Annotated in this window: 13 protein-coding genes; 7 read left to right on the top strand and 6 right to left on the bottom strand. The window is 63.6% G+C overall.

What is annotated here, in order from left to right:
* The 3 genes from EOA36_RS13725 to EOA36_RS13715 all read right to left on the bottom strand — a co-directional run.
* A partial coding sequence (locus EOA36_RS13725) for a hypothetical protein (RefSeq protein WP_127278096.1) occupies positions 1-910 on the bottom strand: 910 nt, incomplete at its 3' end.
* Between the two features lie 318 nt (positions 911-1,228).
* On the bottom strand, positions 1,229-1,618 hold the full coding sequence (locus tag EOA36_RS13720; protein WP_127278095.1) for a cytochrome c family protein: 390 nt from the start codon (positions 1,616-1,618) through the stop codon (positions 1,229-1,231).
* A 131-nt stretch (positions 1,619-1,749) separates the two neighbouring features.
* Positions 1,750-2,361 (bottom strand): thymidine kinase, encoded by a 612-nt coding sequence (locus tag EOA36_RS13715; protein ID WP_127278094.1) that lies wholly within the window; start codon positions 2,359-2,361, stop codon positions 1,750-1,752.
* A 404-nt stretch (positions 2,362-2,765) separates the two neighbouring features.
* Between EOA36_RS13715 and EOA36_RS13710 the strand changes: the two genes are divergently transcribed.
* The 3 genes from EOA36_RS13710 (at position 2,766) to choV (ending at position 5,869) form a co-directional block, all read left to right on the top strand.
* The gene (locus tag EOA36_RS13710) at positions 2,766-3,701 is read left to right on the top strand and encodes a choline ABC transporter substrate-binding protein (protein WP_127278093.1); all 936 of its coding nucleotides are present in this window, start codon (positions 2,766-2,768) and stop codon (positions 3,699-3,701) included.
* Positions 3,702-3,836: 135 nt separating this feature from the next.
* Positions 3,837-4,691, top strand: coding sequence for a choline ABC transporter permease subunit (choW, locus tag EOA36_RS13705; protein WP_127278092.1), 855 nt, complete (start codon positions 3,837-3,839; stop codon positions 4,689-4,691).
* On the top strand, positions 4,688-5,869 hold the full coding sequence (gene choV / locus EOA36_RS13700; RefSeq protein ID WP_127278091.1) for a choline ABC transporter ATP-binding protein: 1,182 nt from the start codon (positions 4,688-4,690) through the stop codon (positions 5,867-5,869). The genes choW and choV overlap by 4 nt, the downstream gene beginning before the upstream one ends.
* A 19-nt stretch (positions 5,870-5,888) precedes the next feature.
* On the opposite strand, the gene EOA36_RS13695 is transcribed toward choV, so the two are convergent.
* Complete coding sequence (locus tag EOA36_RS13695) at positions 5,889-7,298, bottom strand: ATP-binding protein (RefSeq protein WP_127278090.1); 1,410 nt, start codon at positions 7,296-7,298, stop codon at positions 5,889-5,891.
* Positions 7,295-8,011 carry a response regulator transcription factor gene (locus tag EOA36_RS13690; RefSeq protein ID WP_127278089.1) on the bottom strand — a complete coding sequence of 239 codons (717 nt, stop codon included), beginning with the start codon at positions 8,009-8,011 and terminating at the stop codon, positions 7,295-7,297. The genes EOA36_RS13695 and EOA36_RS13690 overlap by 4 nt, the downstream gene beginning before the upstream one ends.
* A gap of 282 nt (positions 8,012-8,293) precedes the next feature.
* On the opposite strand from EOA36_RS13690, the gene EOA36_RS13685 reads away from it, so the two are divergent.
* The 4 genes from EOA36_RS13685 (at position 8,294) to clpS (ending at position 9,851) form a co-directional block, all read left to right on the top strand.
* The gene (locus tag EOA36_RS13685) at positions 8,294-8,593 is read left to right on the top strand and encodes a hypothetical protein (protein WP_127278088.1); all 300 of its coding nucleotides are present in this window, start codon (positions 8,294-8,296) and stop codon (positions 8,591-8,593) included.
* A gap of 37 nt (positions 8,594-8,630) precedes the next feature.
* Positions 8,631-8,939, top strand: a complete 309-nt coding sequence (locus EOA36_RS13680) for a hypothetical protein (RefSeq protein ID WP_127278087.1) — start codon at positions 8,631-8,633, stop codon at positions 8,937-8,939.
* 162 nt (positions 8,940-9,101) lie between these two features.
* On the top strand, positions 9,102-9,416 hold the full coding sequence (locus EOA36_RS13675; RefSeq protein WP_127278086.1) for a hypothetical protein: 315 nt from the start codon (positions 9,102-9,104) through the stop codon (positions 9,414-9,416).
* A gap of 129 nt (positions 9,417-9,545) precedes the next feature.
* Positions 9,546-9,851 (top strand): ATP-dependent Clp protease adapter ClpS, encoded by a 306-nt coding sequence (gene clpS / locus EOA36_RS13670; protein WP_127278085.1) that lies wholly within the window; start codon positions 9,546-9,548, stop codon positions 9,849-9,851.
* A gap of 233 nt (positions 9,852-10,084) precedes the next feature.
* On the opposite strand, the gene EOA36_RS13665 is transcribed toward clpS, so the two are convergent.
* A complete protein-coding gene (locus tag EOA36_RS13665) occupies positions 10,085-11,749 on the bottom strand; it encodes a hypothetical protein (RefSeq protein WP_245464347.1) in 1,665 nt (554 codons plus the stop codon).
* Between the last annotated feature and the right edge of the window lie 56 nt (positions 11,750-11,805).

The raw sequence follows: 11,805 nt of genomic DNA, 5'->3' as shown, positions 1-11,805 counted from the left end.
TGGTTTCCTCGGCGGTGTTGTCGACCTGGCTGCCCAGCGTGTTGATCTTGTGGGCGACGTCCTGCTGGGCGGCGGTCTTCAAGGAATCTTCCAAAGCCTTGTACAGCACGATGCGCTGCTCGGTATCGATGGTCAGCTTGTTGATCAGCGTCGACTGCGCGGCGATCTGGTTGTTGAGCGAATCGACGAAGGTCTGGAACATCGAGGTGTAGCGCTCCAGCGTCTGGCTTTCGGCCAGCAGCTCCTGCTCCTTGGCCTGCTTTTCATTGTATTCGGTGGCGAGCTTGGAGCGCTCGCCCTCGAGCTGCGTGCGGTCCTTCTGGCTGGTCGAGGCGGCGATCTTGTTCTCAATGTCGAGCAACATCGGATTGAGCTCCTCGATGCGCTTCTGCACGGCTTCGAGGTTGGTCATGGTGGTCTTGCGGCGTTCGATAACCTGCGACAGGCTGGCCTCGGAGGTCTTGTAGCGCTGGTCGAGAACTTCCTTCTGCGCCTTCAATATGCCGACGATGGTGTCGGACTTGGCCAGCAGTTCCTGCAAATTGCCGGCGAGCGACATGTTGCGCACGCGGTCGGTGCGCATGCGCTGCTTGCGCTGCGCCGAAAAAACGCCGACGAAGTTTTCCCAGCCGGTATAGTTCTTCATGCTCTCGAACTCGGCGCCGAAGACATTGGTGGCGTCCTCGAGCCCGATGATCAGGTCGGCGATGTTGCCTTCCATCACCTTCTGCTGCTTCAGCACATCCTCGATGCGGGCGTTCTCGATGTCGAAATTGGCGTCGCCAATCTTCTTGTCGGCGGTTGCGAGCGTGTCGAGCACGGTGCCGGATTGCTCGATCTTGGTGCGCATATCCTGGACGACCTGCTTGGTCTTGGCAATTTCGGCATCGAAATTCTGCAATGTCGCCATAGGGGCCTCCCGCTTCGGCTTCCGCTCGCTGGTTGCGAACAGCGGCGAATATATGTGGGGTATCAGGGGATTGAAAGACGTGAAGAGAGTGCGCGGCGCGAAAACAAATATTCGGCCGAACCCTTGAATGGTAATGGAGCCGTGGTCATGGCGGGATCAACTGGCCGGCCAAGCCTGGTTCAGCTGATTTTGAACTTTCATGCCGGCAAAGCAATCAGTCGACGCCGAAGCGGATCGTTCTGAAACTCGACAACAACTGGCGCTTTGCAGCCCCGACCCGGCGCGCACAAGTCGCCCCGTCCGACAACGAACGGCTGCTCAGGGCTTGGGATCGGCTTTCAGATAAGCGATGACGTTGGCGATGTCGTCGTCATTGCCCAGGCCGCCAAAGGCCATCCTGTTGCCGGGCACCTTCAGCTTGGGCGATTTGAGGTATTCGGCAAGATTTGCCTCGTCCCACACGAGACCGGCAGCCCCCGCGTTCTTCATGGCATCCGAATAATGGCCGAGGAAGCTTTCGGCGGTCCCCGCCTTGCGGCCGACGACGCCCATCAGATGCGGGCCGACCTTGTCGTGGTCGGTCGCCGCCTCATGACAGGCCATGCACCGATTGAAGACATGTTTGCCCAGGATGGGATCGCCTCCGGCCCGGGCGGCAAGGGAAGTGGCAAGCAAAACAAGGCTGGCGGACAAGACGGCTCGAAGCATGGCTGACCCCGGAGAGTTCTGGCTGAGCGCGTGAAAATACGGCGCTGACCTTAACAAAGGCACCATAGAATGGCGTGGCTGCAAGAGGTGGCAGCCGGCTACCCGAGGCCGACGTCCAGCGGGCCTTCGTTTCAACCGCTGACAAAGCCGATGAAGTCGTCGGGTGCGGCGCGGCCCATTTCCTCTTCCCAGTGGCGGCGGCAGAGCGAGACATAGACATCCTTGCCGATCGCCACCTGTTCGCCCTGCCGGGCCACCTTGCCGTCGGGACCGAGGCGCACGACCATGGTCGCCTTGCGGCCGCAGCGGCAGATGGTGCGCACTTCGCGCAGATCGTCGGCGATCGCCAGCAGCGCGCGCGAGCCGGGAAACAACTTGCCCTGGAAATCGGTGCGCAGGCCATAGCACATGACCGGGATGTTGAGCCGGTCGGCGATGCGGGCAAGCTGCCAGACCTGCTCCTCCTCCAGGAACTGCGCCTCATCGACGAAGATGCAATGCACCGCCGTGTGCTGGTGATGCTCGGCCACGCGGGCGAACAGGTCGTCGCCGTCCCGGAACATCTCGGCTTCCGTCTCCAGCCCGATGCGCGACGAGATCAGGCCGGTATCGCCCTTGCGGTAATGGCCGGCGACGAACAGCATCGTCGTCATGCCGCGCTCGCGGTAATTGTACGATGCCTGCAACAGCATGGTCGTCTTGCCGGCGTTCATCGTCGCGTAATGGAAATAAAGCTTGGCCATGCCGCCCTTTAAGGTCTGTTCATATTCAGGTGAGGCCGGCCTGCAAAAGGCGGTTCCTGCGCTTCCGGTGCTCGCGTACTCAAAGTACGCTCCGCTCCGGTTCTCGGAGCCCACCATTTTCGGCGCGGCCTGACCTGAATCCAAACAGACCTTAAGCCGACTTGCCGCCGCGCGGGGAGGGGCCGCCGCCGCATTCCCCTGAAAAAGCCGCCGTTGCCGAGGCAGATTGCGCTCAGGCTTGGCACGGAAAGCGTCAGCGGTGTCGCTGATTGGCCAGCCAGCGCCGTTGATCGTGATTGTCTTAGCGCTTGAAACCACTCCAGAATGGTGTTTGGCTGACGAAACAAGGCGGACACAAAAACCGTAACTTCGCCCCGCCAAAGAATCGCAATGGGAGAATACAGATGTCGCGTATGAATTCCTTCGTCGCCGGCCTCGGCTTGGCGGCCTTCCTGTCCACGAGCGCCGCCTTCGCCGGCGATCCGGCAAGCTGCAAGGCGGTTCGCCTCTCCGATGTCGGCTGGACCGACATCCAGGCCACCACCGGGCTGGCCTCGGTGCTGCTCACCGCGCTCGGCTACGAGCCGCAGGTGATCCAGCTCTCGGTTCCGGTGACCTATGCGTCGCTGAAGAACAAGGACCTCGACGTCTTTCTCGGCAACTGGATGCCGTCGATGACCAACGACATCAAGGACTACACGGCCGACGGTTCGGTCGAGACCGTCAGCCAGAACCTGGCCGGCGCCGGTTACGGCATCGTCGTGCCGACCTATGTCGCGGATGCCGGCGTCAAGACGCTGACCGATCTCGGCAAGTTCAAGGACAAGTTCAACGGCAAGATCTACGGCATCGAGGCCGGCAATGACGGTAATCGCATCATCCTCGACATGATCAAGAACCCGAAGGACAATCTCGACGGGTTCGAACTGGTCGAATCCTCGGAGGCCGGCATGCTGACGCAGGCCGAGCAGTCGATGAAGAACAATGAGTGGATCGCCTTCCTCGGCTGGACGCCGCATCCTGTGATGGGCGCCATGAAGATCACCTATCTCGACGGCATGGGCGACAGCGGTTTCGGCGCCGCCACCGTCTCGACCAACGTGCGCAAGGGCTACACGACCGAGTGCCCGAACGTCGGCAAGTTCATCACCAACCTGAAGTTCAATCTGGATATGGAAGGCCAGATGATGGACGCCATCCTGAAGGGCAGCGATGCCAACAAGGTGGCAACCGACTGGCTGAAGAAAAACCCGGATGCGATCAAGCCCTGGATCGCCGGCGTGACCACCTTCGACGGCGGCGACGCGGCGGCGGCGGTCAAGACCGCGCTCGGGAGCTGAGCCGACTTTGATTTCGGCGTGACCGAAACAGAGGGCAGCCCTTGTGGAAAAGGCTGCCCTTTTTCGTATCCTGTGACAAGATGACGTTGCGACAGCACGGGGCCGAAGGCAGAGCTCCGGCAAACGAGGGGTGAGATGGATCCGATTTCCAAATTCCTGATCGATTACAAGATTCCCATCGGGCCCTGGGGCAAGGCTTTCTTCGGGTTCCTCACCGACCATTTCGACACTGTGTTCAGGGCGTTCTCGAATGGCCTGAATTTCATCCTCGACGGGCTGGTCAACATCCTGCTGATGGTGCCGCCGGTGCTGCTCGCTTTGGTGATCGCCGTCGTCGCCTGGCTGCTGCAGCGCTCGCGGCCGCTCGCCATCGGCGTTTTCCTCGGCCTGATCTTCATCATCAACCAGAACCTCTGGAAACAGACGGTGCAGACGCTGGTGCTGGTCGTGGCCGCCGCCGCCATGGCGATGGCCATCGGCGTGCCGCTCGGCATCTGGGCGGCGCACAAGCCGAAGGTCTACCGCGTCATGCTGCCGGTGCTCGACCTGATGCAGACACTGCCGACCTTCGTCTACCTGATCCCGGTGCTGACGCTGTTCGGCCTTGGCAACGCGCCCGGCCTCATCGTCACCATCATTTTCGTCATCCCGACCGCGGTCAGGCTCACTCATCTCGGCGTCGTCTCGGTGCCGAAGTCGATCATCGAGGCCGGCGAGGCCTTCGGCGCCACCAAGAGCCAGCTGTTGTGGAAGGTCGAGCTGCCTTCCGCACTGCCCACCATCATGGCGGGCCTGACGCAGTCGATCATGCTGTCGCTGTCGATGGTGGTGTTCGCGGCCCTGATCGGCGCCGGTGGTCTGGGCACGGAAATCAACCGGGCGCTCGGTTCGCGCCGCATCGACCTTGGCCTTGAGGCCGGTCTCGCCATCGTCGTGCTCGCCATCGTGCTCGACCGGATGACCCGCATTGGCGTTGGAGGCAAGAAATGACCGTCGCCGTCGATTTCAGGAATGTCGATATCGTCTTCGGCGCCGACCAGGCCGGCTCGCTGGCGATGATCGACAAGGGCGCTACCCGGGCCGAGATCCTCGAGAAGACCGGCAATGTGCTCGGCTGCGCCGGCGCCAGCCTCACCGTGCATGAAGGCGAAATCTCGGTGCTGATGGGCCTGTCGGGCTCCGGCAAGTCGACGCTGCTTCGCGCGGTCAACCGGCTCAACGTGGTGTCGCGCGGACAAGTGCTGGTCAAGGACGGCGACCGTACGGTCGACGTCGTCACCTGCGACGAGCCAACCTTGCGGCGGCTGCGACAGAAACAGGTGGCGATGGTGTTCCAGCAGTTCGGCCTCCTGCCATGGCGCACGGTGGAAGAGAATGTCGGCCTGGGTCTCGAACTCGCCGGCGTGCCGGATGCCGAGCGCAAGGAGCGGGTGCATCGCCAGCTCAAGCTGGTCAACCTCGATCAATGGTCGAACAAATACGCCCATGAGCTTTCGGGCGGCATGCAGCAGCGCGTCGGTCTGGCGCGCGCCTTCGCCACCGAGGCGCCTATCCTGTTGATGGACGAGCCGTTCTCGGCTCTCGACCCGCTGATCCGCACCAAGCTGCAGGACGAGCTTCTGCAACTGCAGGCGGAGCTGAAGAAGACCATCATCTTCGTCAGCCACGACCTCGAGGAGGCCCTGAAGATCGGCAGCCACATCACCATCATGGAGGGCGGCCGTATCGTCCAGACGGGCGCGCCGGAAGACATCGTGCTGCGCCCCGCCAACGACTATGTCCGCGACTTCATCGCCAATGTGAACCCGCTCTCGGTGTTGACCGCATGGAACGTGATGCGCGACCGCCGCGATCTCGAACAGGGCACGGACGGCTGGGTGTGGCTCGACCGACGCAAGACGACCCGTTTCAAGATCGACGAGCACGGGCTGGTGGCGGCGGCCGAACGCGACGGCAAGCCGGCGGTGTGGACGTCGTGCACCGGGATAGAGGGCCAGCCCGAAGAAGCAGGTCAGGTGTTCTGGGCCAATCCGGGCACGTCGCTGAAAACCGTGATGCTGGCCATGCACCGCTCGCAGACGGCGCCGGTGGCGTTGTTCGACGAACAGTCCCGCTTCGTCGGCGCCATCGGCATCAGGGATGTGCTGAGCGCGGTGCTGCGGCGGTAGAGGCCCCAAGCGACAAGGCTCAAGCCGCCAGCGGCAGGCGCAGCTCCGTCAGCAGTCCGCCTTGCGGATGATTGGACAGGCGCACTTCACCACCCGCCGCCCGCGCGATGTTGCGGGCGATGGTCAGCCCAAGCCCGAGCCCGCCGGTCTGGCGGTTGCGGGAGTGTTCGAGGCGCACGAAGGAGCCGAACACGGCGTCGATCTGGGCTTGGGGTATGCCCGGCCCTTCGTCGCGGATGGCGAGCGTGATCGTGCCGTCCGAGCGGCTGAGGCTGAGATGCGCATGCTTGCCGTAGGTGACGGCGTTCTGCACAAGATTGGTAACGCAGCGCTTGAGCGCCACCGGCCGCGCCATGCAGATCAGGCCGCGTGAGCGGGTGTCGTCATTGTCGAAGGAAACGGTCTCGTAGCTGTCGGCGATCGATTCCACGAGCGACCAGAAATCGATCCTCTCGGCCTTCTCTTCCGTGACCTCGAATTTGGCGAAGTCTATCACCGAGCTCGCGATGCCTTCGATGTCGGCGAGATCGTGGGCGAGCGCTTCGCGCGCCGGTGATCTGCGCAACAGTTCCAGACGCAGCCGCATCCTTGTCATCGGCGTGCGCAGGTCGTGCGCAAGGGCCGCCGCGAGGTGCTCGCGGTCCTCGACATATTCGCGCAGCCTCTTCTGCATGGCGTTGATCGCCCTGGCGGCGGCGCGCACCTCACGGCTGCCGCTCTCGGTGACCGGCGGGCTCTTGAGATCATTGCCGATCCGGTTGACGGCGGTTTCCATCATCCGGTAGGGCGCGGTCAGCCGGCGCAGCGACCAGATCGACATGATCACCACCAGCCCGGCGATCAGCGCATAGAGCGGCAGGCTGTCGATGCTCAGGATCGGGCCGACGGGCGTGATCGGTTCGGTGAAGTTCAGCCACTGGCCGTCGGCGAAGCGCAGCGAGGCCGTCAGCTTGTCGCTCTGGGCGAAATCGGCGGCCAGCACCAGGAGGTCCCGCTCGACCTGGCCGATATCGGGGCCCGGCGCGGCGCCGCCGGCATCGTCGGCTTCGCGCGTCGCCGGATCGCGGCGCACGCGCGCGTCGGTGATGCCGAACTTCGACAGCCGGCCGACAAGAATGTCCTCGAGCTCGGCCAGTTCGTCATCGCCGGCGATCGAGGAGGTGACGGCGGGCGTGTCCGAGACGGTGAGCGCGTATGTTGAGTTGAACAGGCCCGCGGCGGTCGCCTTGCGCTCCTCCGGCGTGGCGCCACTCATCAGCTGCACGAGCGAGAAGGCGCGGTCGTTGAGGCGGTAGAGGTCGACCACGTCATTGGCAGCAGCGCGGTCGCGCGACACGATGTAGAGCGTCGCGACCTGGCTGATCAGCAGGCCGGCAATGACGATCAGCAGCACCCAGACAGGCAAGGTCTGCGGCAGGAAACGTCTCATTCGGAGGTCGTCTCGGGCAGGAACTGGTAGCCGCCGCTGCGCACGGTGAGGATCAGTTTGGGCGTCTTGGGATCATCTTCCATCTTGCGCCGCAACCGGCTGACCAGGATGTCGATACTGCGGTCGAAGGAATAGTCGCTGTCGCCGCCGGACAGTTCGATGAGCTGGTCGCGGGTCAGCACGCGCTGGGCACTCTTGACGAAGGTGTGCAGGAGGTTGAACTCGGCCATGGTCAGTTCGACCCTGACATCGTCGGGCGCGGTCAACCGGCGCCGCGAGCAGTCCATCGTCCAGCCGGCGAAATGGTAAATCTGCTTGCTGGTGGCGCGCTTGGGCTCTGTGGCGCCATTGCGCCGCAGCACGGCGCGGATGCGGGCCAGCAACTCGCGCGGGTCGAAGGGTTTGGGCACATAGTCGTCGGCGCCCATCTCGAGGCCGACGACACGGTCCGTTGTCTCGGTGACGGCGGTCAGCATGATGATAGGCGTCGTATACTGGGCGCGCAGGTCGCGGCACAGTTCCAGCCCGCTCCTGCCGGGCAGCATCACGTCGAGCACGATGAGGTCCACCTGCGAGCGGCGCAGGATGGCTTCCATCTCGTTGCCGTCGGCGGCAACCGAGGTGTGCAGGCCCCGCTTCTGGAAGAACTCCTGAAGCAGGTCGCGGATGCCCTTGTCGTCGTCGACGATCAGTATGTGCGCATCGGATTTCACAGCTGCCCTGTCTGGTTTGCCGGCCAAGCCATTCTTGGCTGGTGAGCCACACGATAGAATTCGGGCCATATGTTGGCCAGTGCCTTGCTTTTCAAGGGAGAATGAATTCCGCCTTCTCCACATGGAAAGCGACGGCCGGCCTGGCCCCGGCCTGGCCAGACACAATCCAGAAACAAAATTCTACAATCGGGAAAAACTCCTGAAAAGGTAGGTCGGCATAAAGGTGCCGTGGCGGTCAGGTCATCGGCTGCGACGCTAGTCTCCGGGTTCACGGATAAACCAATGCCAAGATTGTCGATCAGTTTGTTGGGAGTTTTGCTGGGCCTTGGCCTGCTCACTGCCGCTGTCGGCCAATCGGATGCAAAGGCGCCGCTCACCCGGAGCGAACGGTGCGCCAATCTCAGCCACCAATTTGATGAAGCCCTCGAAACCCATGCCACGGCAACGCAGGTCACCGCGGCAAAGGCACTTCAGAGGAAGGGCAACCGGTACTGTGCCGCCAAGAAACAGGCGCAGGGCATCCGGATGCTCGCCAATGCTCTGAAGCTGCTTGGAGTGACACCGAACGACCCGGTCCAGTGACACTCAAAAAGACCCGCATACAAAAGGAAATGAAGCCATGAACAAGTCCATCCTGTCCGCCCTTGGTCTCTCCGTCGCTCTCGCCTTCTCGATGCCGGTTCTCGGCTATGCAGCCGCCACCACGACCGCTGCCCCGGCTGCCGCCACCACGACCACCGCTCCGGCTGCTGCCGCGACGACCACCGCTCCGGCCAAGGCTGCTCCGAAGAAGGTCGCCAAGAAGACCGTCTGCAAGGAGACCAAGAAGCACAAGTGCCCGGTCAAGAAGGCCCCCGCGAAGGCGGCCCCCGCGAAGATGGCTCCCGCGACGGCGGCCCCCGCGAAGGCTGCTCCCAAGAAGCCCTGATCAGCTTCGAGGTCAGTTCTAGCAAGGCCGCTCCAGCCGCAAACCGGCTGGGGCGGCCTTCTGCCAAGTGCATGATCGATGAGCTGAACACCGGCGGCTTCCAGCCACGCATCTCGATCGTGCTTAACCCGTTTGCAATGCCGGCCCTGTAGGACAATCCGCATGAAGAAGCGGCCCTCGTCCATTTTTCGCTCCATGGTGATCGGCGGCCTGGTTGCCACCGGCGCCGCCAGGGTGCTGATTCTGCTCACCGCCAGCCCCGTGCCGGATCCGGCAAGTGGGCGCACCGAGCCCTCGCTGTTCGCGCCGGCGATTTCCAGCAATTGGGATTACATCACGCCCGTGCAGGCCTGGCTCTTGATCGTGCTCGCCGGCGCGACACTGATCTGCGTTGCCGGATGGCCGATCGCGGCATGGCTGGAACGCCGGGCGGATGCCGATGCTAGTCGCCGCATCTTCGGCCGTCAGGGCCGTTGAACCGCGACAGACCATTTCCCACATGATCGTGAAGGACCGGGCGTGCCCGCCGACGGTCCGCAAATGGACGATCGCTGCCGCCCGTGGCAAAATGCGGACTTAAGCTCGATCGCGAAACAGTCGGTTCGAATGCCTGAAATCGCCACAAAACCGCGCGTAAAGGTCAAGCCGCAGACAGAGCGGCCGAAGCTCTACAAGGTCATCCTCGTCAACGACGATTTCACGCCGCGCGAATTCGTGGTGACGGTGCTGAAGGGCGAGTTCAAGCTCAGTGAGGACCAGGCGCACCGGGTCATGATCACCGCGCACCGGCACGGCGTCTGCGTGGTCGCGGTCTTCACCAGGGATGTCGCCGAGACCAAGGCGACGCGGGCGACCGACGCTGGCAAGGCGAAGGGTTATCCGCTGTTGTTCACGACGGAACCGGAAGAGTAGGGCAGGGGCTTGGTCAGTGCTGAAACGCTGGCAATTGGCGAAACCATCCGCGGCGGCATCTTTCTCCCCGTCACTATACGGGGAGAAATGTCCGGCAGGACAATGAGGGGCGGTGCCGGAGGGTGACAATAGTTCAGATGAGCACATCGTAGGGGATCGCCAATCACGGCGACTCAGCGCTGCCCCTCATCCGCCCTTCGGGCACCTTCTCCCCGTGAACGGGGAGAAGGAAGCTACCTTCCCTCGCGGTACCACATCGACCCCATCGCCAGAAGCAGCAGGCCGAGGCCGAGGAAGCCGCCGAACAGCGGTACGCGCGACACGGCCTTCAACACGCTGTCGTCGGTGGTGCGCAGGCCGATCCAGTCGCTGCCCGACGCTTCGCCGGCCGAACGCACCGGCACGATGGATGGCAGCGTCACGTCGCTGCCCGTGGACGAGGCCAGCCGGCGCACGCTGCCGCCGGTGGCTTCCGCCGGCGCCTTCAGCCGCTCCTGCGTGGAGACGACGTCGGCGAATTCGGGTGCGTTGACCGGGCCGACATGGGCGAGCGCGGTGAGATCGCCATTGGCGACCTGGAAGAGGCCGATCTCGCTGGTCTGAACGCTGCCGAGAAAGACGCCGGGTTCGGATTTGTCGAGCTTGACGGTGAGCGTCTTGCCGGAGGGGGTGATGATCTGCGCGGGGCCGGGATCGTCGGCCATGGTCTGGCGACGGATCTCCAGCACCATGCCGCGTCCCTCGGCGGTCAGCCGTTCTTCCTCGAGCTCGGGCTCCTTCATCAGCCAGTGGGCGATGCGCCGGTAGAGCTGGACATGCGGGCCGCCGCCCTCGAAGCCGCGCGCCCAGAGCCAGCCCTGATCGGACAGAAGCATGCCGACGCGGCCTTCGCCCTTGCGGTCGAGCAGCAGCAGCGGCCGGTTGTCGGCACCCTTCATTACCACTTCGCCTTGCGGGTTCTGCACGCCGATGGTGCGGAACCAGCGGCTCCAGTGCGGCGGCTCGGTGGCCGAACCATCGAGGCCGCGCGTCACCGGATGACGCTGGCCGAGTTCGGTGAGGCGGGGATAAAAGGCCTTGTCGACGACCTCGCCGGTCGGCATTGCCGGCAGGGCCGACATCAGCGGCGTGCGCGCGATCGACGCCTCGCCGGCATATTCGGGACCGGCAGCGATCAGCAGCGCGCCGCCCTTTTCGACATATTCGGAGATGTAGTCGTAGTAGAGGATCGGCAGCACGTCGCGGTGCTGGTAGCGGTCGAAGATGATGAGGTCGAAATCCTTGATCTTCTCGACGAACAGCTCGCGGGTCGGGAAGGCGATCAGGGACAATTCATTGATCGGCGTGCCGTCCTGCTTCTCCGGCGGCCGCAGGATGGTGAAATGGACGAGATCGACCGAGGCGTCGGATTTCAGCAGGTTGCGCCAGGTGCGCTCGCCAGCATGCGGTTCGCCCGAAACGAGCAGAACGCGCAGGTTCTCGCGGATGCCGTCGACCAGCGCGATGGCGCGGTTGTTGGTGTCGGTCAGTTCGCCCGGCTCGCGGTCGATGGCCAGTTCGATGATGTTGCGGCCGGCACCCGGGATGGTCACCTGCAGCGGCATGGCCTGGCCGACAGTGGCATGCTCGACCGAAACCTGCTCGCCATTGACCGAGACCCGGACGTCGACCGGTCCGGTCTCGTTTTCGGTCGAAATGACGCGGTAAGTCATGTCGAGCGGCTTGCCGACAAGGCCGAAACGCGGCGCGTTCTCGAAGCGGATGCGGCGATCTTTTTCGTGATCGTTGCCGGTGATCAAGGCGTGCAGCGGGGCGTTGAAATCGGGCGTGCCCGACGGCGTGTCATGCACCTCGCCATCGGTGATCATGATGGCGCCGCCGATGCGCGAGGGCGGCACGTCGCGGAAGGCGCCTTCCAGCGCGCAGAACAGCCGTGTGTCGGTGCGCTACTTGG

Source organism: Mesorhizobium sp. M8A.F.Ca.ET.021.01.1.1 (assembly GCF_003998025.1).
In the GTDB taxonomy this organism is placed as follows: Bacteria; Pseudomonadota; Alphaproteobacteria; order Rhizobiales; family Rhizobiaceae; genus Mesorhizobium.
Note: the sequence above shows the minus strand (reverse complement) of the source record. Positions and strands in the feature narration are given on the sequence as shown.

Coding starts and splice junctions, on each gene's coding strand:
- choV (WP_127278091.1), top strand. CDS start 4,688: ATGACCGTCGCCGTCGATTTCAGGAATGTCGATATCGTCTTCGGCGCC.
- EOA36_RS13695 (WP_127278090.1), bottom strand. CDS start 7,298: ATGAGACGTTTCCTGCCGCAGACCTTGCCTGTCTGGGTGCTGCTGATC.
- EOA36_RS13675 (WP_127278086.1), top strand. CDS start 9,102: ATGAAGAAGCGGCCCTCGTCCATTTTTCGCTCCATGGTGATCGGCGGC.
- EOA36_RS13685 (WP_127278088.1), top strand. CDS start 8,294: ATGCCAAGATTGTCGATCAGTTTGTTGGGAGTTTTGCTGGGCCTTGGC.
- EOA36_RS13710 (WP_127278093.1), top strand. CDS start 2,766: ATGTCGCGTATGAATTCCTTCGTCGCCGGCCTCGGCTTGGCGGCCTTC.
- choW (WP_127278092.1), top strand. CDS start 3,837: ATGGATCCGATTTCCAAATTCCTGATCGATTACAAGATTCCCATCGGG.
- EOA36_RS13720 (WP_127278095.1), bottom strand. CDS start 1,618: ATGCTTCGAGCCGTCTTGTCCGCCAGCCTTGTTTTGCTTGCCACTTCC.
- EOA36_RS13715 (WP_127278094.1), bottom strand. CDS start 2,361: ATGGCCAAGCTTTATTTCCATTACGCGACGATGAACGCCGGCAAGACG.
- clpS (WP_127278085.1), top strand. CDS start 9,546: ATGCCTGAAATCGCCACAAAACCGCGCGTAAAGGTCAAGCCGCAGACA.
- EOA36_RS13680 (WP_127278087.1), top strand. CDS start 8,631: ATGAACAAGTCCATCCTGTCCGCCCTTGGTCTCTCCGTCGCTCTCGCC.